This window comes from Ventosimonas gracilis (assembly GCF_001580025.1).
Taxonomy (GTDB): domain Bacteria; phylum Pseudomonadota; class Gammaproteobacteria; order Pseudomonadales; family Pseudomonadaceae; genus Ventosimonas; species Ventosimonas gracilis.
This window is the reverse complement of sequence record NZ_LSZO01000130.1, coordinates 1-20377: the sequence shown is the minus strand read 5'-3', so window position 1 is coordinate 20377 and position 20377 is coordinate 1. Positions and strand designations below refer to the sequence as shown.

Annotated in this window: 19 protein-coding genes; 10 read left to right on the top strand and 9 right to left on the bottom strand. The window is 59.5% G+C overall.

Features of this window, described 5'->3' with window-relative positions; translation table 11 throughout:
• Genes AXE65_RS05750 through moeB form a run of 8 tightly spaced genes read right to left on the bottom strand, consistent with a single transcriptional unit; the run spans position 1 to position 7776 of the window.
• Positions 1-1161, bottom strand: coding sequence for an MFS transporter (locus AXE65_RS05750; protein WP_068389336.1), 1161 nt, complete (start codon positions 1159-1161; stop codon positions 1-3).
• The gene (locus AXE65_RS05745; protein WP_068389333.1) at positions 1158-2357 is read right to left on the bottom strand and encodes an acyl-CoA dehydrogenase family protein; all 1200 of its coding nucleotides are present in this window, start codon (positions 2355-2357) and stop codon (positions 1158-1160) included. Before AXE65_RS05745 ends, AXE65_RS05750 begins: the two co-directional genes overlap by 4 nt.
• Before the next feature lie 3 nt (positions 2358-2360).
• A complete protein-coding gene (locus AXE65_RS05740; RefSeq protein WP_068389330.1) occupies positions 2361-4010 on the bottom strand; it encodes a class I adenylate-forming enzyme family protein in 1650 nt (549 codons plus the stop codon).
• Complete coding sequence (locus AXE65_RS14290) at positions 4007-4711, bottom strand: CoA transferase (RefSeq protein ID WP_275574861.1); 705 nt, start codon at positions 4709-4711, stop codon at positions 4007-4009. Before AXE65_RS14290 ends, AXE65_RS05740 begins: the two co-directional genes overlap by 4 nt.
• The gene (locus AXE65_RS14285; RefSeq protein WP_275574860.1) at positions 4674-5831 is read right to left on the bottom strand and encodes a CoA transferase; all 1158 of its coding nucleotides are present in this window, start codon (positions 5829-5831) and stop codon (positions 4674-4676) included. Before AXE65_RS14285 ends, AXE65_RS14290 begins: the two co-directional genes overlap by 38 nt.
• Before the next feature lie 21 nt (positions 5832-5852).
• Positions 5853-6125 (bottom strand): MoaD/ThiS family protein, encoded by a 273-nt coding sequence (locus tag AXE65_RS05730; protein WP_068389327.1) that lies wholly within the window; start codon positions 6123-6125, stop codon positions 5853-5855.
• Positions 6126-6171: 46 nt separating this feature from the next.
• On the bottom strand, positions 6172-6588 hold the full coding sequence (locus AXE65_RS05725) for a M67 family metallopeptidase (RefSeq protein ID WP_068389325.1): 417 nt from the start codon (positions 6586-6588) through the stop codon (positions 6172-6174).
• Positions 6589-6603: 15 nt separating this feature from the next.
• On the bottom strand, positions 6604-7776 hold the full coding sequence (gene moeB, locus AXE65_RS05720) for a molybdopterin-synthase adenylyltransferase MoeB (protein ID WP_068389376.1): 1173 nt from the start codon (positions 7774-7776) through the stop codon (positions 6604-6606).
• 308 nt (positions 7777-8084) lie between these two features.
• Between moeB and AXE65_RS05715 the strand changes: the two genes are divergently transcribed.
• On the top strand, positions 8085-9233 hold the full coding sequence (locus AXE65_RS05715; protein WP_068389322.1) for a DNA cytosine methyltransferase: 1149 nt from the start codon (positions 8085-8087) through the stop codon (positions 9231-9233).
• Between the two features lie 2 nt (positions 9234-9235).
• Positions 9236-10393 (top strand): DUF4928 family protein, encoded by a 1158-nt coding sequence (locus AXE65_RS05710; protein WP_239685037.1) that lies wholly within the window; start codon positions 9236-9238, stop codon positions 10391-10393.
• Here the strand turns inward: AXE65_RS05710 and AXE65_RS05705 are convergent.
• Positions 10297-11244, bottom strand: a complete 948-nt coding sequence (locus tag AXE65_RS05705; RefSeq protein WP_068389319.1) for an AraC family transcriptional regulator — start codon at positions 11242-11244, stop codon at positions 10297-10299. The genes AXE65_RS05710 and AXE65_RS05705 overlap by 97 nt on opposite strands.
• Positions 11245-11528: 284 nt before the next feature.
• Here AXE65_RS05705 and AXE65_RS13840 point away from each other — a divergent pair, with 284 nt between their 5' ends.
• The 8 genes from AXE65_RS13840 to AXE65_RS05670 all read left to right on the top strand — a co-directional run.
• Positions 11529-11669 (top strand): hypothetical protein, encoded by a 141-nt coding sequence (locus tag AXE65_RS13840; protein WP_160330601.1) that lies wholly within the window; start codon positions 11529-11531, stop codon positions 11667-11669.
• 49 nt (positions 11670-11718) lie between these two features.
• Complete coding sequence (locus AXE65_RS05700; RefSeq protein ID WP_204376522.1) at positions 11719-13764, top strand: TonB-dependent receptor; 2046 nt, start codon at positions 11719-11721, stop codon at positions 13762-13764.
• 17 nt (positions 13765-13781) lie between these two features.
• Positions 13782-15029, top strand: coding sequence for an MFS transporter (locus tag AXE65_RS05695; protein WP_068389316.1), 1248 nt, complete (start codon positions 13782-13784; stop codon positions 15027-15029).
• Between the two features lie 40 nt (positions 15030-15069).
• Positions 15070-16320 (top strand): MFS transporter, encoded by a 1251-nt coding sequence (locus AXE65_RS05690; RefSeq protein ID WP_068389313.1) that lies wholly within the window; start codon positions 15070-15072, stop codon positions 16318-16320.
• Positions 16317-17921 (top strand): ATP-binding cassette domain-containing protein, encoded by a 1605-nt coding sequence (locus tag AXE65_RS05685; RefSeq protein ID WP_068389310.1) that lies wholly within the window; start codon positions 16317-16319, stop codon positions 17919-17921. Before AXE65_RS05690 ends, AXE65_RS05685 begins: the two co-directional genes overlap by 4 nt.
• Complete coding sequence (locus AXE65_RS05680; protein ID WP_068389307.1) at positions 17918-19519, top strand: ATP-binding cassette domain-containing protein; 1602 nt, start codon at positions 17918-17920, stop codon at positions 19517-19519. The genes AXE65_RS05685 and AXE65_RS05680 overlap by 4 nt, the downstream gene beginning before the upstream one ends.
• Entirely contained in the window at positions 19516-19968 is a 453-nt protein-coding gene (locus AXE65_RS05675; RefSeq protein ID WP_068389304.1) for a hypothetical protein, read from the top strand. The genes AXE65_RS05680 and AXE65_RS05675 overlap by 4 nt, the downstream gene beginning before the upstream one ends.
• A gap of 43 nt (positions 19969-20011) precedes the next feature.
• A partial coding sequence (locus AXE65_RS05670; protein ID WP_153015400.1) for a LysR family transcriptional regulator occupies positions 20012-20377 on the top strand: 366 nt, incomplete at its 3' end.

Below are 20377 nucleotides of genomic sequence, written 5' to 3'. Positions count from 1 at the left end.
TCACGCCTTGTCGTGGATGCGCAGCCAGTAGAGGATAACGCTGCACAAGCTTCCAGCCGCCAGAGCAGCAATCAAAAACAACCACGCGCCGGCAAACCCGTCTGGTAACGCCAGCAGTGCGCCAAACACCGGCGGGCCGATGGCAAAACCACCGAAAAATCCGGCGGACAACATACCAGCGGTGCGGGCGGGCGTGCCAAAGCGGGCATCGCGCAGCAGCAGGCTCATGGCAATGGCGTTGGTGGCGACGGCGCTTGCACCCATCCCCAGCGCCGTCATCCATAATGGCCAATGGCTGTCGGGTGTGGCCAGTTGCATGACCAGCAGCGCCACGATGGCGCACAAAAACAGGGTCAACAGCAGCAGCGTTTCATCGCGCATGTGCGAACTGACAGGCGTAAGTACCACGCGAGAGGCTATTCCCATCACGCCAAAGCCGCTGACCATCATGCCGACCAGCGCCGTGGAGACGCCCAGTTGCTGCGCATGCACGCCGAAGAAGGTGATGAACGAAGACAGCGCCAAACCGGCGAATAACTGGATTGCCATCAGCATCCATAACCAAGCGCCGGGACATGCCAGTTTGAATGCGGCATTGCTTGACGCGCTCGCAGGAATCAATCGGGTTGCAGCCCAGGCCAACAGTGCGGCCAACGGTACCCAGACCGCGAATGCGCCGCGCCAATCCAGCCACGTTGCCAACCCCGGCAATACCAGTCCCGCAATCAGCGCTGATGCTTGCACGCCGGATTGCTTGAATCCCACCACGGCCGCTTTGCGTGCAGGGGGAACGGTTTGCGCGATGGCCTGATTGGTCGCCGGATTGGCAAGCGCTTGCGCAGCGCCGCAAAACAGCAGCGCAACCACGACGCCGCCAAAGCCCGGCAGCAGCTTTATCAACGCAAAGGACAGGCCGACCAGCACAAATAATGTCGCCAGTCCGCTGCGGCTGCCGATGCGCTGAACCCACGCGCCCGCCCAAGGCGACAGCAGTGCCGCCAAGCCGAAGGTGCTGGCGGTCAACCAACCCAGATATTCCTGTGGGATCCCCAAATCCGCCACCATCTGCGGCCCCAGCACACCGATGGCGTAAAACACTATCATCGGCATGCCCATTGCCAAGGTCAGCAAGCTGGTCAGCGTGGCGGGTGATTTGTTCATTCGGTATCTCGGCCAATCGACAGGGACGGCTGCAAGGGGTCGAATGCCCGATCTGGCGCGGTCGCGGACAATAACTGCCGCCCGACCGTGCTGATTAAGGCATCGTCCGCGCCGTCAAGAATATGAGTAGTCCTGGCCGCGCGATAGATGCCGGAGAGCGGCGTCCAGTCCGCCAGACCTTCCGCGCCCATGATTTGAATGGCGCAATCGGCGGCATCGCTCAATGCCTGCGAGGCCACGAGCTTGGTCAGGTTCACTTCAATGCTGTTGGCAATGCCGTCGTCGAATTTGCGTGCGGCATCAAACAGCAGGCCTCGCGCGGCGGCGATACCTTGATAGACCTTGACCACCCGTGCCCGCACCAGTTGCTTGTCGGCAAGCCGCGCCAGTTTGCCGCGCGGCGAATGCACCCGTTCACACAGCAGGTCAAAGCAGCGCTGCGCCAGCCCCAGCCAGTGGACTGAGCGCAGCAAGCGCCCTAACGCCAGCCGCTGCTGCATCAGCGCAATACCCTGGCCTTGCTCGCCCAGCAGATAATCTTGTGGAACGCTGACGTTGGTGAAAGCCAGTTCGCTTTGTCCCTGAAACCGTCCCAATACTGCCAATGGCCGCACGATTTCAAAGCCGGGGGCATCCGTTGGCACGACGATCATCGACAGCGCCTGCGCGGTGAGCGCATCTGCCGTTTTGGCAACGACGGTTGCAAAATGGGCGCTCTGCGAGCGGCAGATAAACCACTTTCTGCCGTTGATATACCACTTGTTGTTTTGCAAGACGGCACGGCAGGTCATGGTGGCCGGAATGGAGCCGATACTGTCCGGTTCAGACATGGCGTAGCTGGAAACCGCCGCGCCTTGCACCAGCGGCGCAAGAAAGCGCTGTTTGACAGCGGAGCTGCCGTGCCGCACCAGCATATGCGCATCCAGCGTGGCATCCGCGCCCAAAATCCCCGGTGCGTACTCCGAGCGGCCTTCCTGTTCGGCGACGTGCAGATAATCCGTCAACCGTGCAATCCGCCCGCCGTATTCCAGCGGATAAAACGCGCCGAAGATGCCTGTCTGCTGCGCACGCTTGGCCAAGTCGGTACTCAATTCACGCGCTGCTTCGTCGCCCGCTGCCAACGCCGTTTCATGCGGCACGATTTCAGTCTCGACAAACTGCCTGACCTGTTTTGCCAAATCGGATGGCATGGTCATCCCCTATGCCGCTTTCCGTTCAACATCGCCCACCTTGGCAGCCTCATCGGCCAGCGCACGTTTATCGATTTTGCCCGCCGGTGTCAGCGGCAGACTGCGATAAAAGCGCAGGTATTCGGGCAGCTTGTTGACCTCCAAACCTTTGTCGCGCAAGAAATCCGTCAGTTCGACCAGCGAGAACTTCCGTGCGCCTTCTCGCAAGGTAATGCACGCGCATATCTTCTGCCCCAAATCCGCATCCGGCACCGGCACGCACGCGGCTGTGACCACATCGGGATGCGCCATCAGCAGCCCTTCAATCTGTACCGGGCTGATATTGGCACCGCCCCGGATGATGACGTCCTTTTTGCGACCGGCCAGAACCAGATAGCCGTTCGCATCGATATAGCCCAAATCGCCGGTCTTTACCCAGCCTTCGGCATCGCGGTACGAGGCATCCAACTCCGGCGCATTCACATACTGCATGGGGCTGACCGGCCCGCGCGCGGTAATCTCGCCAATGTCGCCTTGTGCGACTTCGCGCCCGGCACTGTCAATCAGACGAATGTCGCAGACCGAAGGATTGGGTTTACCTACGCTGGTCAGCACCTGATCCAATGAATCGTCCAAAGTATTGTGGCAATTGACGCCATCCGCCGAGCCGTACAGGTTGATAAAACCGCACTGGAAGGCTTCGGTGCAGCGGCGCACGGTCGCCTCATCGATGACCGAACCGCCGACAATCAAGCCAAGTAGGCTGGATTTATCGATGCGCTCCAACGCGGGGGCTGCGGCAATGCGTTGCAGCATCGTTGGCACGCCCAAGATGAACGTCGGCTTGAACTCGGCGATGGCTTCAATCGCGGCGGGTACGTCAAACTTCGGCAATACCACCAGCGAGCCGCCCAGCCAGCACAGCACGCCAAAGGTCGCGGTCGAACCAAAGGACGAACCCAGCGGCACCAAATACAGGCCGCGAAACTCGGTATTCGCGGGCGAGATGCGTTGCAGAAAACGCCCGCGCCCGCCGACCAGCGCATTGTGCGAATAGGCAACCAGCTTGGGTTCGGATTCCGTTCCCGACGACACCAGCAGGCGGACGGGGGAATCCGGGCAAACCTCCGGCAAGCTGGTCGCGTCCATTGGTTCGGCATCCAACAAAGAATCCAGCGTAATCCAGCCTTCGCGTGATATGCCTTGCACAATCAACAAGCGCATGGATAACAGCGTCGGGCGCAGTGATTCAATGACTTCGCACAAATCGATGCCCGCATATTCGTCCGGCACGATGACGGCGCGGGCATCGCAGCGACGCACCAGCAACTGAATGTCGAGCTTGCCGCGCCCCGGCGGGAATGGAGCGACAATCGCACCCAACGCGGCAACCGCCAAGTCAATCGCGCAGCAAATCCAGTGGTTACTCAATTGGTAGGCCACCACATCGCCCGGCACAATGCCTGCGCGGCCAAGGCTGTTTGCCAGTCGCAGTGCGGCATTGAGCAAGTCGCCGTAGGTCACAATGCCATCAGACGAGAGCACTGCCGGTTTGTCCGGGAAGGCGCTGGCCTTCTCGGCAAACAGCGTAAAGACCGGCTTGTTGGGATAGGTGCCATCTTGCGCCCAACGGCGGCGCAGCGCGGCGGGAACCAAATCGATAATGCCTGCGGTGTTCATGCAAACCTCCACGGGGAATTGACGGATGAATAGGCGTTGTGTCCGAGATAAGCTGTCAAGCGGGTATCGCGTTGAAGTGCTGCAAGGTCTTCGATCACCACGCTGGCCGGAATGTCGCGGGCGTTGAGTTCGGCTTCGCATTCGGCGGCGGTGCGGTCACGAAGTTGGTGTTGCAGTGCGGCTTCGCACGTTTGGAGGTCGTTTTGCACGCCCAGCCACTGTGCCAAGGCGGCAAGCTGCGCATGGGTCTGGCAGTCGATGGCAATCACGCCTTGGCTGGTGGGATATAAACCGCTCAACACAGCCGCGCGTGCAGTCGATTGCGTGACCTGCATCAGGTGGTCTGCCGCGCCCAGCAGTGAGCTTTCCACGGCAACACCTGCTCCACGCAGATGGCGATGCAGCAAGGCGGCGGTAACGCCCAGCGTGGCCATCACGCCGCCCAGCACATCCAGCACGGTAAACAGGGAACCGCCGCGTGCGCCGGAAACTTGCGCAATCGCATCGGCCACACCGGAGTACGCCTGCACCGTAAAATCCGTCCCCGGCGCATCCACCCGTGCATTGCCCCAACCGCCCGCGTAGGCGTATATCAAGTCAGGCCGTACAGCGTGCAGGTGCTTGGCATCCAGTGCCATATCTGCCGCCTTGCCTGGTGCCCAGTTATGCAAAAAACACATCGGCATCACGGGCGAGTGCATAAATGGTCTGCTTGCCCGCGTCAGACTTGATGTCTACTTCCTGCACGGTTTTCAGATGATTGAGTGCATCGAACCGTACCGACACACCGTCGGCGCAAGGCGGCATGGCGCGTAACGGGTCGCCGCCGGGTGGTTCCAGCCGGATGACTTCGGCTCCCAGCATCGCCAGCAAATGACCCGCAAGCGGGCCTTGAATGCGGCGGCAGGATTCGATAACGCGCAGGCCACGTAGCGGTAATTCATTAGGCGCTGAATTGGCGGCTGCCAGATGTGATGCTGTATGCGCGGCAAACGCCCACGGCCCGGTGGATGATTGATAGTCCGCGTCGCGCTGACGTTCGGCCAAGGTGCGCACGGGTACAACCGCAATACCCACCTGCCGCGCTAGCGCCTGTATCTGCGCAAACGGCAGACGCGACAGGCACGCCATGCACTCGTCTGGCATGGGGCTGACCGCTTTGGCGTAGCGCAACAAAAAGGCTTTCCACGCTTGACCGGCCAATTCCGCAGGCATGCCCGCCGCTTGCCAAAACAGCCGCCACGGGTTGCTGTCCAGCGTTTCCAGTTCAAAGACTACGCTGTCTGATGAGACGAAGGGCGGTCGCAATGTGGGCGAATACTGCCCCGGCAAAAATCGCTCGGGGTCTTCCGGCGCGGTCGCACCTGCCAGATACTGGCCGATACTGAGCAGTCCGCACGCCAGCGGCGATACGTAGACTTCATGAAATACGCCGCTGCGCAATTGCCCGACGGCCGCCGCCAGTGTCGCTTGTAAGGCCATGACGGCGGTCAACACGGTCAGATACTCCACGCCCAGCGGATTGGCCTTGCCGCTGCTTCTGCCATGTACCGACATAATGCCGCTGGCGGCTTGCAAGGTCAGTTCGCTTAAAGCGGTTGTCGGTAATCGCGCGGCGTCTGAATTGACGTAAACATTGATGGGATGCAGGTTCGGCGCGGCCAGCGTGAACATGGCATCCACGTCAGCGGTCACATTGCCGGACGGCAAACCGAGCAAATCCGTCTGCAAAGCCAGCGCCGCAGACAGTCCATGCCAGTGGGGCAGGCGCTGTCCGGCGTGCCATGCCAATGCGCAGCCGTGCAGTAATTTTGTGGTCATGGTTTACTCTTCAAATCGCAATCAACCGCCCGCCACAGCAGGCAGTACGGTCAGGCTGTCGCCCGATTGAATCGGCGTTTTCAGCCCTTCGGCAAAACGCACGTCGTTGTCGTTGACATAGACATTGACAAAGCGGTGCAGCGCATCGCCGCTGACCAGCTTTTCCTTGATGCCGGGAAACTGCTCGTCGAGATGGTCGATGACCTCGCCTACGCAGTTGCCTTGCGCTTGAACGGTTTTCTCGCCCTTGGTCAAGGGGCGCAGCAGGGTGGGAATCAGGACGGAAATGGACATGGGGGAACTCCTTGTCGGGATGGGTAATGAATAGGGGATGCTGTTATCAAGCGGCATCCACAACGACGATGCTTTCTTCGGTGACATGCCCATCGATAATGCGAAAACTGCGTACCGGCACTTTTGTCTGCGCCCAGGTCGAGACAATCAGGTAATGCACCTCGGGCTGACCGGCATAATCCACATCGTCTTTGCTGGGATACGCCTCGCTTGCGGTATGCGAGTGGTAGACGGCGCGGCATTCCTCATCACGCGCATTCAAATCCCGATACACGCGCAACTGGTCGCGCGAATCGAAGCGAAAAAACGTTTCGCTCGCCGCTTGGTTGGTCATCGGAATGACGCGCTGGGCGAGCGCCAACCCGATGTTTGCAGTCACCATGCCGCAGCTTTCTATCGGATGTTCGGCATGCGCCCGCCGGACGATTGCATCCAGCGCCGCGCACGTGATGTGCAAGGTCATCTGCGCTCTCTGGCTTCAGTACGACGGCAACGACGGGTCAATCTGTTTGGCCCACGCCAATACGCCGCCTTCAAGATTGCGCACGCGGGCAGCGCCGCGTTTGAGCAGGTCTTCGGTGACGACTTTGGAGCGAGCGCCGGAGCGGCAGGCAATCACCAAATCCGCATCGCTGCCAAAACGGTCGATGATTTCGCTGGCAATAGTGGGCGACTTGGGCATCAGGATGGCACCCGGAATATGCACGATGTCCCACTCGCCCTGTTCGCGTACATCGACCAGCAGCGGTGGCGCGTTCTGGTCAAACAGCGCTTTGAGTTGCCCGACGTTGATGGCAGGAACCGTGGCGGCTTGCGCATCGGCGGGCAGGTTCAAGCCGCAAAACGCCTGATAGTCGGATAGCGCTGTGACTGGCTGCCGATTGGGCAAGCGCCGGATGGGTAATTCGCGATAGCGCATGTCCAACGCGTCAAAGACTATCAAGCGCCCCAACAGCGTATCGCCAATGCCGGTTATCAGCTTGATGGCCTCGGTAGACATGATGGAGGCAACCGAGGCGCACAACACCCCGAGTACACCGCCTTCGGCGCAGGAGGGAGCCATCTCGGGCGGCGGCGGTTCGGGGTACAAATCCCGATAGTTCAACCCCGCGCCGTTCGGTGCGTTCTCCCAGAACACCGAAGCCTGGCCTTCAAAGCGAAAGATGGAACCCCAGACATAGGGCTTGTCGGCCAACATGCACGCATCGTTGACCAGATAACGGGTAGCGAAATTGTCCGTGCCGTCCAGTATCAGGTCGTAGCCTGAGAACAGTTCGACCGCCATGTTCGGTTCCAGCCGGTCGCTGTAGGTCTCGAATGTCACATACGGGTTCAAACGGGCGACGGCCTGCCGTGCGCTGTCCACTTTCAGCTCGCCCACGGTATGGATGCTGTGGATGATTTGGCGTTGCAGGTTCGATTCGTCCACGCGGTCAAAATCAATCACGGCCAAGGTGCCAACGCCCGCCGCCGCCAGATACAGCAAGGTCGGCGCACCCAAGCCACCCGCGCCAATCACCAGCACCTTGGCATTTTTGAGCCGCTTTTGGCCCATTAAACCGACGTTTGGAATCAGTAGGTGGCGGCTGTAGCGGTTGATTTCCTCGCGGCTAAGGTCTTCAGCCGGTTCAACCAAAGCAGGTATCTGCATGGCAAACTCCATTTGCAAATCTATGATAAATATTGAGAACTAAACTTATTATCATTTGAAATATGGGGCGTAGCAATGCGCTATCGCCATCAATTCGTATGCGAGACGGAGGAAAACGTATGCGAGACGAAAATTTCCTGCTTTTGGGGCAGATGGGGGCTTCGCCCGCTTGTTCTGCCCGTCGTGGATACTTGCACCGCACCTGCGCTGAGACAGTGCGATAATGATGTTTATGACCGACAATCCTAAAAACGCTTGTTTTACCGGAGTGCAGACCATGTGCTTGCCCACAAAGCGCAGGGAACCCCATGTCCAGCTTCTATGAATTTTTCGCAGGCGGCGGGATGGCGCGGGCAGGGCTTGGCGCGGACTGGCAGTGCCTGTTCGCCAATGACTTTGATCCGAAAAAAGCCGCCAGCTACGCTGCCAATTGGGGCGCTGACCGTCTGCGTGTGGGGGATGTGGCCGCGCTGACCACGGCGGACTTGCCGGACGAGGCGGACTTGGCTTGGGCCTCGTTTCCTTGTCAAGACCTGTCACTGGCCGGTATCGGCATTGGGTTAAAGGGCGAGCGCTCCGGTGCGTTCTGGCCGTTCTGGAGGCTCATCGACACCTTGGGCATGGAAGGCCGCGCACCGCGTCTGGTGGTGCTGGAAAACGTATGCGGGGCACTTTCCGCACACGATGGCAAGGATTTTGCCGCGATTGGTTCAGCGCTCTCAGGCAGCGGCTATCGGTTTGGCGCGGTGGTCATGAATGCCATCCATTTCCTGCCGCAGTCGCGCCCGCGTCTGTTCATCATTGGCGTACTCAACTCCTCACCGATTCCGCACGCGCTTGTTGCCCGCAGCCCTGACCCGGTGTGGCACCCGCCCGCGCTGGTCGAGGCGCACAGCAAGCTCCCGGCTTGTGCGCAAAACGCTTGGCAATGGTGGCGCTTGCCCTCGCCGCCTGTGCGCACGTCGATTCTTGCCGATGTGGTGGAAGACGCTCCGCAGGGCGTGGCTTGGCATACGTCCGCCGAAACCCAAAAGCTGCTTGACATGATGAATCCGCTCAATCGGGCAAAGGTTGAAGCGGCTCAAAAGATGGGGGGCCGTCAGGTCGGCACGATTTACAAGCGCACCCGTGCCGATGGCCCGAACGGCAAACGCACGCAACGCGCTGAAATCCGTTTTGATGACGTGGCCGGTTGTTTGCGCACACCGGTCGGCGGTTCCAGCCGACAAATCATCATGGTGATTGACGACTTACGAATTCGTTCGCGCCTGCTCTCGCCGCGTGAAGCAGCGCGGCTGATGGGGCTGCCCGATACCTACGCACTACCCAACAATTACAACGATGCCTACCATCTGGCGGGCGACGGTCTGGCCGTGCCGGTAGTGCGTTTTCTGGCCGAACACCTGTTGGAACCTCTGCTGGCGGCAGCACAAGCCACCCTGAAAAAGGCAGCGTAACGATGGATTGGATGGCGGCGCTGCAAGCATTCAACCAAGACCGCAAATTCAGCCGCAAAGGCTCGCTGTGCGTTGCACTGGTCGTCACGCAACACGCCCGCAAAGGCTTGCCGCTGGACGCAGATGCGCTACTGACCGAAGGTGGCGGACAGGTGCTGAGCTTGGGGCGCGGCGCGGTGCAGTCGGTCTTGAACCGCCACGGCATCACCCGCGTCTTGGCGGCTGAAGGCGGACGCACCAGTCGCGGCAGCATTGGCAACATGCGCGAATATGTGGCCTTTCTCAACGGACTGGCCACCAAAGGCACGGTTGACCTGGACGCCATAGAAGCATTCTGGGTGGCGCGCGTGCATGATTTCTTTTCGGCCAAGCCATTCAAACTCCGGCTGGATGCATCGCGCAGCCTGCGAACCCTGGTACGCGACGTGCTCGCACAGGCCGAAGAGCGGCAGCGCAACACGCCGAGCATGCGATATGCGGGCGCGGTGTTGCAGCATCTGGTCGGTGCCAAACTCGATTGCGCCCTTGGCGCGGGGCCTGTCGAGCACAACAGCTTTTCCACGTCCGACGCGCAATCTGGCCGCGTGGGTGACTTTGCCATTGGTGATGTCGCCATCCACGTCACCACCGCACCCGGCGAGGCGGTGATTGGCCGTTGCCGCGAGAACATCAACGATGGCTATCGCCCCATCATCATCACGACATCACGCGGACTGGCCGCCGCCGAAGTGCTGGCCGAAAACGCGGACTTGGGCGACCGCATTGACATGTTCGAGGCGGAACAGTTCATTGCCTTGAACCTTTACGAACTGGGCAAATTCGAGGCCATTGGTCGGCGCGTAGCGGTGGGCGATGTGGTCACGCGCTATAACGAGATTGTGGAAGAGGTTGAAACCGACCCAAGCCTGACGGCAATGAGCGAAATGCAGGGTAGCTTCACATCACCCAGCCGCGTGTGTTCAAACCTATCACGTGACAATTCTTGCACGCAAAGCGCAGCATCCGCGCTGACCAGTGGTGGTAGTTTCATGGCAATCTATCGCTGTAATGGTGTTGGAATGATTTATCGTCGCTTGCCTTGCACTGATTTCGGTGTGCAGCCAAAGAAACGAATGAAAGCAGCGCTTAAATTGTTCGGGTGCTGGTATCCAAGCCGGTAGGCTGTTTCTGCCACCTGACATCCTGATGCGAGCATTTCACGCGCACGGTGCATCCGCATTTCCTGTAAATGCTGGTTTGGGCTGGTGCCATAGGCTTGCCGGAAACATTCCTTGAGGCGATATTCGCTGACACAAAACAAGGCGCACAGCAAGGTATTGCTGAGCGGTTTGTCCAGATTGGCCCGCATATAGGCTTCAATCTGTTCCAGCTTGTCCATGTCTTTACTGCTCATCCGTTCATGCGTCAGCATGGGCGGAGTCAATATCTGCAATTGCTCGGATAACAGGCTGAGGGCATGAATGTGCAGGCCAAGACGCTCCTGCCCGGCTGCATCCGGTTTCTTCAGCCAACACAAATGCTGGCTGGCATGGGTCTGGTCGAAAGCAAGCAGACGGAAGCTCTCGCGCATGCGCAAGGGGGTTCCCAATAGTCGCTGAGTGCGCTCCTCGCCGATGTAGCGCACAAGCGCAGATTCGGATACCACCAACCGGAGTTGGTGGACGAGATGGTTCGCAGCATAGCTGCGCGTCCCCTCACCTTCACGGAAGATGGAGATGGTGGTCCGGTTGGCGGCGAAGGGAAGCTGTTCTCCTTTGCGGTCTCGAAATTCGGACTGGCCGTTCAGGCCAAAGGCAATCACCAGCACCCGTTCCTTACCCTCATGTTGACAAGCCTCGGAATAGGCACCATCGGTCGATATGCGCGAACGCACCAGAGAAAACCCAGGTTCGCAGTCCAGACGGTCTGCCCGGTGCGTTCCGCCCGCTTCGGTCAGCTCGTGGCTAAGCCAGTGTGAGCTTGCCAAGCTTTGACTTTCGATAGGGAAATCTGGTGCCGCCAGTTCGTTCATGTTCATCGCCCCTGCACTCGTTTTTAGCGTCTACCCCCTTGTCCAAAACCCCGCACGTTGACACAACCGGATGACATCACGGCCGACATTTTTGCATCAGGTTTGGAGGGACAGCGCACATTTCGCCCAATCGCATATGAAAATCGCCAGATCGCATACTAAATAACAATGCGTCTCATTATTAACGACTGTATCATGTCCCCCAGCCGTCTTCAACCAGCGGTGTCATTTTTTGTTCGTCCGCGCTCACCACTGAAGCAATCCCGCGCCTGTTCGCCGCGCAGATGCTCGGCCTCACCGAAGGCGGTGATTGTTATTCGGTGGATTTCAACCGGCAATTACTCGCTGAACAGGAGTTCGAGGAAATCGAAGTTCACCGCCTCAAGGGCTTGCCTGTGCATTGCATCACTGCGGATAAACCTTGAGTCGTTTCTATTCTCCCACGTTGAATACCCCTTGAAGGATGACACCATCATGTCCAATAAGCCCAAATTCTCCCGCCCTATCTTGCCCACTACCGTATTGGCAGCCGCGATGGCGTTGCCGCATGTCCATGCACAAACCAGCGCCGAAGTCCCCGACGGGAATATGCAAGCAGGGCAGGAATCTGCCACCTTGCCCGCCATTACGGTCACGGCAGACAAAACCGAAAAATTTCTGGATGAAGTCTCCGCCAGCGTGCTGGTCATCAGTGGCGATGAACTGGAAGACGCCGGTATTACCCGCTTTGAACAATTGGAGGGACGCATCCCGAGTCTGTCATTTCAACCGTTCGGCCAATCGGGCATCAACAGCCCGGTCATGCGCGGCTTGACCGCCAACTTCAATGCCTTGTCCACGTCCACATTACTCTTGGTAGACGGAGTACCGACGCTGACGGCACAAGGCTTCGAGAATCAATTTATCGACATCGACCGCATTGAAGTCTTGCGCGGGCCGCAATCCACCCTGTACGGGCGCAATGCCGAAGCGGGCGTGATTGCGCTCTATAACAGGCCGATGGATAACGAGCCGCGCACCATGCTGTCTGCCGAAGTCGGCAGCCGCGACAAGCGGGCAACGCGCTTTGCGCTCAGCCGCGCCTTGGTTGAAGACAAACTCTACGCCAGTCTTTCGGGCGAATGGATGAGCCAGGATGGTTTCATCCGCAATACCTATACCGGCGGCAAGGCCGATGACCGTGAGCGCAACAATATCAATCTTGGATTGCGCTGGACGCCGCAGGCGCAAACCGATGTGGTGCTGCGTTATTCGCGCCAGCAATATCATGATGGGGCGGCGTGGTGGGCCTCACCCGCTGCGCCGAGAAAAACCGTGGCATCGGATACGCCAAGCCACAACCGCTCCATCGGCCAGAGCTTTTCACTGAACGCCGCGCATGAAATTTCGCCAAACCTGCGCATGCGTTTCATCACCGCATATAACGACTTCAAAGACCGGGTGCCGCAGGATACCGACTTCACGCCAATGGAAATTTCCTGGGTGCAGCGCGACCACCGCTTGCGTACCTTGTCACAGGAGTTTCGATTGGAAGGCATATTGGGTGAATCGGACTGGCTGGTAGGTTTATACGGCGACCGCAGTCATAACGACCTGCACAATGTCGGCAAGCGTCCGATGTTTCCCACGTTTCATCAGTACGCCGACCAAACAAGCAACACGCTGGCACTGTTTACGCACTGGAATATCCCTTTGGCATCGGATTTCACGCTGTCATTGGGTTCGCGTATCGAGCACTTCAAAGCGCAGATTGAACCCAGCGGTTTCACCCGTCAGAGCAGGAAATGGACGCACTTCTCGCCCAAGATTGCGCTGCAATATCAATTCACGGACAACAACCAAATCTATGCCAGTGTTAGCCAAGGCGTGCGCAACGGCGGGTTCAACCCCTTGTCGCCCATCACCAACTTTGCTGCTTTCGCGCCCGAAAAAGTCTGGTCTTATGAATTGGGTGCCAAAGGCCGGTTGTTGAACCAGCGCCTGCGTTACGGCGTGGCGGCGTATTACATGGATGTGGACAATATGCAGGTGCTGCAAATGCCTGCGCCCACCATCGCCTACATCACCAGCGCTGCCACGGCCTCCTCCAAAGGCGTGGAACTGGATGTGGATTACCTGCTGGGCAGGAACTGGCTGCTGCAAGCGGGCGTGTCGTGGAATCGCACCCGGTTTGGACGCTTTCAGGACGGCCCGGCCAACTATGACGGCAACCGCAATCCTTTTGCACCAAACCTCAACGGCTACGTAGGGCTGCGGTATGACGATCCGACGGGCTGGTATGTGCAAACCCAGCTTGTCGGTAGCGGCAAAGTCTATCTGGATGCCGCCAACCGTTATTCGCGCAACGGCTATGGACTGGTCAACCTGCTGGCCGGTTATCGGCATGGTGACTGGGATGTCTCGCTCTACGCCAACAATATCGCCGAGCGCACCTACGATGCCGTGGGCTACCAGAATGGCTTTGTCACCGTCTACAGTCCGCCGCGTGAAGTGGGGCTGCGCGTGACGTGGCGGATGTAAGCGGGGAGCGCAACGAGATGACTGCGACACCACGCAACTACTGGCCGATTCAGCTTCTGCTGGGATGGCTGAATCTGGTCTTGGCCGCACCGACGATTTATCTCTATATGGGCTTGCCGCTGGTCATGCGCCAGCATGGCTGGTCTGGCACGGAGATTGGATTATTCCAGCTTGCCGGTGTGCCGGTCATGCTCAAGTTTGTGTTGGCCACACCCATCGACCGATGGAAAATCGGCCATACAAATTACCGCAATTGGGGCATCTTGTTGTTCTTCGGCCATATCGCGGCGTTGCTGGCGGTGGCGACACAGGACATCCAATCGGCCAATTATTGGAGTTTGTTTACGTTGGCGATGCTGGCAAGTCTGTTTGGGACGTGGGCGGACGTGCCAGTCAATGCGCTGGCCATCCAGTATCTGCCGGAGTCTGAGCGCATGCGTGCCGGTGCCTTGCGTTCTGCCGTCACCGGGCTTTCCGCCATTATCGGTGGCGGGTTGATGCTGGTTGTGCAAACGCGCATGGGATGGGCGTGGCCGTTCTGGATTCTTTCTGGCTGCATGTTGTCGGGCGTGCTATCCATGCTGCTGTTTGTACGTATCGCCGCAAACCCGGCGCAGCCTGCAACTTCGCTTGCGCCGCGCGTCGGCATCAAGCATTGGGTCAACTATTTCACCATCCCCAAACATTGCGCGTGGTTGCCGCTATTGCTGCTGTACTTCCCATTTCTTGGTGCAACCTGGCTCTATATCAAACCCTTACTGCTCGACCACGGATTCCAGCCTGAAAACGTGGCCTGGCTGGCAGGCGTGCTCGGCGGGTTGGTTGCAGCGGGCGGCAGCATGGCGGGAGGCGCTCTGGCCAAACACGGAGGATTGCGCCGGGCGCTGCCCATCTGCGCGGTACTGGGTTTGGTGGCCGTATCCGCGCTGGCGCTGGCGATTGCCAACAACGCACCACCGTCCGTATTGATTGCCCTCGTCGTGCTGATTGCCATCGCAATGGGAGCCAATGCCAGTCTGGTGTTCGGTTTGATGATGTATCACACCCGTGCCGACATGAATGCCCTTGACTACGGCATCCAGTCCAGCCTGTTTGCCCTGATGCGGGCGCTGATTCCCATCGGGATGGGAATCATCCTGGATCACTTGGGTTATGTCGGCATGTTGACCAGCATTGTCATTGCTCTGGCCCTCGTGCTGCTGTTTGTCATGCGCTATCTGCGGGTATCGCCACTCATCAGCCCCGCAGCAAGACCCATCGGATAACACGCATCCATCTTGTACAGCACCCGAAGCAGGATTATTTATGGAACAGAATAAAACTCTCAACGATTCCATCCCCCGCAATCCAACCGGCAAGGAGCCACTGCTGCTTTGGGTCGGTTTCATTCTGGTTGCGCTCAACCTGCGCATTATCTTTGCCAGCGTCGGCCCGCTTCTGCAACAACTGAATCTTGACCTTTCATCAACGCTGCTGGTGACGACACTGCCACCGTTGCTGCTCGGCATGTTCTCTGTCGTTGGCCTCAAGTTGCGTCATTATCTGGGTGAAGAACGCGCCATGTTGGTCGCCCTTGTCTGCCTGACGCTGGGGTGCGCATTGCGCGGGCTGGGGTCAATCGCATTACTGGCAGGCACCGTGATTGGCAGCATGGGTGTCGCCACCATGAGCGTCATCATGCCGGTGCTGGTCAGAAAGCGTTTTGCACCGGAAAAAATGGGGCTGGTCATGGGCTTGTACGCCCTGATGCTGGGCTTGGGGGCCGTGCTTGCCGCAGGGGCATCCTTCCCGCTTTATACGCTACAAGGCGCTGATACGACAGCCGCATTTCGCACGTTGGGATGGTGGTCGATTCCCGCGTTGCTGGCGTTGGTCTTTTGGCTGCCTCAAGCGAGATTCGGGCATGATTCCCATCAACAGTCTGGCGGGTCGCAGGTTGGAAACCGTGTCAATGTCTACCGCTCCCCTCTGGCGTGGTCGGTCACATTGTTTTTCGGCTTGCAGGCACTGAATCTGTACGCCTTTCTGGCGTGGCTGCCAACGATCTATATTGATCGCGGCACGTCCGCCGAACAGGCATCCTTTCTGCTGGCAGCCTCTCAATTGAGCTTGACGGTTGGCGGTTTTATTGCCCCTTTGCTGGCCGCCAAGGCCACCCGGCAGTATCTGCATATCGCCGCGACGGTACTGCTGTGTCTGGTCGGTTCCATTGGTGTCATGTGGGCACCGGTCAGTTCCGCCCTGATATGGGTATTGCTGTTGGGGTTCGGTCAAGGGGCAGGCCCGTCGCTGGGCGCGTTCCTGTTCGTCGCCCGCAGTGCGAACCGGAACATTGCGACCGAACTGTCGGCGATGGCGCAAACCGTAGGCTTTTTGATCGCAGCCACCGGGCCGCTGTTGATGGGGATATTGCATGATGTTTACGCAGACTGGCAAATTCCCATCGGGCTGATATGTGCCATCACGGTATTGGAGTTGATTGTGGCACTGCCAGCAGGGGCGGCAAGGCGGCTGGGTGAAGATCGCGCAGTAGTTCGTCAAGGTAGCGATACATGAACACCGGAACGCCACACCTGTATTCGCCCCTGATACCCGCCCTGCGTTCCGCCTTGGCCGGTCTGTTGGCAGGTGCCGTCTGTGCAACACTGTCCGCTCTTTGCATGCTGGCGGCACTGTGGTGCATGGTCCGTTTGGTCGGTGAGGTTTCACTGGATTGGGCGCTGGCGGCGGTCGCCTTGTGGCTTTCAGGTGCTTTGCTTGCCGCCTGCGCATCGTGGCTGGCACATGCGGCGGAAGGGCAATTTTCCGCGCGGTTGCGACGGCAGGTGGCGGGACATCTGCTGCGCCTGCCCGTCAGCACGCTGGCGCGACAGGGCGATATGACGTTGCGCCGCCTGGTCGCCGACGACATTTCCGCATTGCACCATATGGTTGCGCACCTGCCCGCAGAAGTCGCCACTTTCATCGTCGTGCCATTGGCATCCATTGCCTTGTTGGTCGTTCTGGCCGGGCCTGCTGCGCTATGGACGCTGCTGCCCGGCGTGCTGGCCGCACTGTACTACCTGGCGTTGGCACCGCACATGGGCAAACGCTATGGAGCGCAGCGCATGCAGATCATGGGCGAGATGGTGTCTGCCGTGGATGACTACGCGCGTGGCATTCGCGTCCACCGGCTTTACGGTTCACAGACGGGTGCGCTGGCGGCGTATCACAACGCTGCCGAAGCATTCACACGCAATATGGCCGCGTGGGTTGGCAGGGTCGCCACTGCGGCGGCGGTTGCCATCGCCCTATTGCAGGCAGTCGCCACCTTTGCCATTGCCTACACGGTGGCGCATCAGCACGACACAACCACGTTGGCGGCAGTGCTGTTTTTCAGCCTGGCGATTGTCACGCCCGCATTGCGGCTGGGACATGGGCTGGATTATGTGGCAACGGGACGGGCAGCAGCGGCGCGTTTGGCTGCATTACTGTGCGAGCCGACCTTGCCTTGCGGCGATGTATCGTCGTTGCGGGATATGGCATCAAACGGATCGCCCGTCCTTGAAATTCGGGACGCGCAGTTGAGTCTGGATGGCAACCGTGTGCTGGATGGCCTGTCCCATCGTTTTGCATCAGGCAGACTGACCGCCATCACTGGTGCGAGCGGCACGGGCAAGACCAGTTTGTTGCGGGTCTTGGCCGGTTTGGAGTCGCTGTCCGGCGGCGCGGTGTATCTGGCAGGGGTGGAGATGGCGCAACTGCATGAACAAGCGCGCCATCAAACTGTTTTACTGGTGCCGCAAGGCGGTGATGTGTTGCAGGCGACGGTGCGGGAAAACTTGGCCTTGTCCGCCCCCGATGCCACCGACGCACAACTCGTCACCGCCTTGCAACAGGCGCAACTGCGCATAGACCTTGACGCGGATGCTGCCCGGCTTTCCGGTGGTGAGAAGCAGCGTATCGGGCTGGCGCGTGCGTTTTTGACCACCGCGCCGGTGGTGTTGCTGGATGAGCCGACCAGCGCACTGGACAACGCCAACGCCGCACGGCTGATGGATGGCTTGCACACACTGGCGCACACCCAGGGTAAAACCGTCGTCCTCGTCACCCACGATCCAGCGCTGGCGGCGCGTGCCGATGCGCGGCTTGAATGGGTGCGTGAGGTATCGGAATGAATGCACCATCATTGGCCGCGCAACGTCACCCCGTTTGCGCATTGCCTGTCATTGCTCGCCGCCGTCTGCTATGGATTGCGTTGGGATGGGTGGTCGTTGCCGTGCTGGAAGCGACTGCCTATACCGTGCTGGCGCGGGCGTTCGTTCATCACGATGGACCCATCTGGGTACTGGCCTGCGCCGCGACCGCCATTGCGACAACGGTGCTGGTGCAGCGTGCGGGGTTCTTTTCGGGTGCGCGGCTGGCAGGAGACCTTTACGCCGCATTGGGTGCAGCCCTGGCACGCGCCAAGCTGTCGTGGTTTACCGACGCGCAGCGCACCCGGATAACGTTGCTGGCGGGGCAAGGTATCCCCGGCTTTATGAGCGTTCCCGCGCACCAGTTGCAAGCCTTTTTGCACACCCCGTTGCTGCCGTTGTTGTTGCTGCCCGGCGTGGCACTACTGGCAGGCACGAGTATGGCTGTACTTGCCATCGCATTGCTGGCGTTGTCTTTGGGGATACAGTTTCTGGCGCAACATGCACTCAGTCGCGCCGATGCCCGACGGCACGCGACCGCGCAGGCGAGCGCACAGGCCACGCTGGAACTGGTCAACCATCTGGAACTGCTGCGCACGGCAGCCGGGCCGCAGCGTGCGACAGGGCGCATCGAACAACGCTGGTACGAACAGGAACATACGCTGGCCGCGACCAATCGCGCCGCCGCGCTGGCAACGCTCATCTCATCTCTGGCCAGTGTGCTGCCACTGGCGGGCATGGCCGCAGGCGCAACGCTTCTGGGGGTGGACAGCCCCTCACACCTGTTGGCATTGTTGTTGCTCACCGCCCGCGCCGCCGCGCCTTTGGACGAATTGGCGCAAGCAGGGTTGCGCGTCAACGATGTGCTGGCCAGCCTGCGCAATTACCGCCAGACCATCAGCGCCCCCGCTTTGCTTGAACCCGCGCCACACACTGCCGAACAACCGGCAAATCACCATATCACCGTACAGCAACTCAGCCACGCCCCGGTACTGCACAACGTCAATGCCGATATTTCCCCCGGAAGCAGGGTCCTGATTTCCGGCCCCAGCGGCAGCGGCAAAAGCACATTGCTGGAACTCATGATGCGCTTTGACGACCCGCAGCAAGGCCGCATTACCCTGGGCGGCGTAGCACTGCACCAAATGCGTTACAGCGACTTGATCGAACACCTCGCTTACGTCCCCCAACAACCCGTCGTCTTTACCGGCACATTGCTGGACAACATCCGCCTGGGTTGCCCGCAGGCCACGAAAGTGCAAGCCGAAGTCGCTGCGCGGCACGCAGCGCTGGGTCAGGTCATCGACCGCTCGCCCCAAGGGTTACACCAAAGCGTCGGCCACCAAGGTGCCGCCCTGTCCGGTGGCGAGCGCCAGCGTGTGGCCTTGGCCCGCGCCCTGCTCAAAAATGCACCCATTCTGCTGCTGGACGAAGCCACCTGCGCACTGGACGAGACGACCGAGCGCGAAGTTGCCGGGTATATCCGCACACTGTCTGCCACTGTCATCGTCGTGACCCATCGAGATGCCGCCATCTGGCAGCCCACCCACCACATCAACCTGCGAGGAGCTTGCCCATGATTCGTCATGATTTATCTCATTGGCCGCTGGTCATCAGTATGGGGCAAGGCGCTTGCTCCTTGGCGGAGGTTGAAGCATTCCATCAAGAATGGAACCGCTGGCTGGCGCGTGGCGAGCCGTTTGCTACGCTGCGTCTGTTTGTGGATACGGATTCTACGGTGCAACCACCCGGCGCACCGGTGTTTGTCAAACAGTGGCTGCAAACTCACAGTGAAGCGGTTCGCGCAAATGTCATGGGGATGGCGATGCTGGTATGCGCCAGCGAATACCCGCGTTTTTCCAAGAGGAATGTCGAAAAACTGTTCGGTGTTCCTGCTGCGGTATTCAACGAACTGCCTGCTGCATTGGACTGGCTGCGTGAGCGCGTGTACGCACCGCGCGGACTGCGGTTCGATGCAGATGCCGTGGCGGTCAGCATAACGGCCATGTGCATGCCAATACCGTTATGACCTTGGCGGTACAGGCCACCCGTCTGATATTCAGAGAGCATTTATGGAACTGCACCACCTTCGCCGCTTTGTCATTCTTGCCGAAGAGCTGCACTTCACTCGCGCGGCAGAGCGACTGCATATCGAGCAATCGCCGCTATCGCGCAACATCAAGGAGCTTGAGGATGATTTGGGCGTAACGCTCTTTCACCGGGACCGGCGCGGCACCCGCTTGACCTCGGCGGGACGCACCTTTTTGAAAGAAGCCCGCAGGTTGCTGACCGTGATGGAGCAGGTACGCGAAAACGTCAAGGCAGTGGCATCCGGCCTGCGCGGCAGTTTGCAGATTGCCGTATCCGATGGCGTGATTGACCCGCGATTGTCTGCATTTCTGGCGCGTTGCCGCGAGGAAGAACCCGAAACCGAAATC

What these genes read in the sequence shown, in the direction of transcription:
- AXE65_RS05680 (WP_068389307.1), top strand. Translation starts at nt 17,918, where the DNA reads ATGAATGCACCATCATTGGCCGCGCAACGTCACCCCGTTTGCGCATTG.
- AXE65_RS14285 (WP_275574860.1), bottom strand. Translation starts at nt 5,831, where the DNA reads ATGACCACAAAATTACTGCACGGCTGCGCATTGGCATGGCACGCCGGA.
- AXE65_RS05690 (WP_068389313.1), top strand. Translation starts at nt 15,070, where the DNA reads ATGGAACAGAATAAAACTCTCAACGATTCCATCCCCCGCAATCCAACC.
- AXE65_RS05750 (WP_068389336.1), bottom strand. Translation starts at nt 1,161, where the DNA reads ATGAACAAATCACCCGCCACGCTGACCAGCTTGCTGACCTTGGCAATG.
- AXE65_RS05675 (WP_068389304.1), top strand. Translation starts at nt 19,516, where the DNA reads ATGATTCGTCATGATTTATCTCATTGGCCGCTGGTCATCAGTATGGGG.
- AXE65_RS05695 (WP_068389316.1), top strand. Translation starts at nt 13,782, where the DNA reads ATGACTGCGACACCACGCAACTACTGGCCGATTCAGCTTCTGCTGGGA.
- AXE65_RS05725 (WP_068389325.1), bottom strand. Translation starts at nt 6,588, where the DNA reads ATGACCTTGCACATCACGTGCGCGGCGCTGGATGCAATCGTCCGGCGG.
- AXE65_RS05700 (WP_204376522.1), top strand. Translation starts at nt 11,719, where the DNA reads ATGTCCAATAAGCCCAAATTCTCCCGCCCTATCTTGCCCACTACCGTA.
- AXE65_RS05745 (WP_068389333.1), bottom strand. Translation starts at nt 2,357, where the DNA reads ATGACCATGCCATCCGATTTGGCAAAACAGGTCAGGCAGTTTGTCGAG.
- AXE65_RS05685 (WP_068389310.1), top strand. Translation starts at nt 16,317, where the DNA reads ATGAACACCGGAACGCCACACCTGTATTCGCCCCTGATACCCGCCCTG.
- AXE65_RS13840 (WP_160330601.1), top strand. Translation starts at nt 11,529, where the DNA reads ATGCTCGGCCTCACCGAAGGCGGTGATTGTTATTCGGTGGATTTCAAC.
- AXE65_RS14290 (WP_275574861.1), bottom strand. Translation starts at nt 4,711, where the DNA reads ATGCACTCGCCCGTGATGCCGATGTGTTTTTTGCATAACTGGGCACCA.
- moeB (WP_068389376.1), bottom strand. Translation starts at nt 7,776, where the DNA reads ATGCAGATACCTGCTTTGGTTGAACCGGCTGAAGACCTTAGCCGCGAG.
- AXE65_RS05730 (WP_068389327.1), bottom strand. Translation starts at nt 6,125, where the DNA reads ATGTCCATTTCCGTCCTGATTCCCACCCTGCTGCGCCCCTTGACCAAG.
- AXE65_RS05705 (WP_068389319.1), bottom strand. Translation starts at nt 11,244, where the DNA reads ATGAACGAACTGGCGGCACCAGATTTCCCTATCGAAAGTCAAAGCTTG.
- AXE65_RS05715 (WP_068389322.1), top strand. Translation starts at nt 8,085, where the DNA reads ATGTCCAGCTTCTATGAATTTTTCGCAGGCGGCGGGATGGCGCGGGCA.
- AXE65_RS05710 (WP_239685037.1), top strand. Translation starts at nt 9,236, where the DNA reads ATGGATTGGATGGCGGCGCTGCAAGCATTCAACCAAGACCGCAAATTC.
- AXE65_RS05740 (WP_068389330.1), bottom strand. Translation starts at nt 4,010, where the DNA reads ATGAACACCGCAGGCATTATCGATTTGGTTCCCGCCGCGCTGCGCCGC.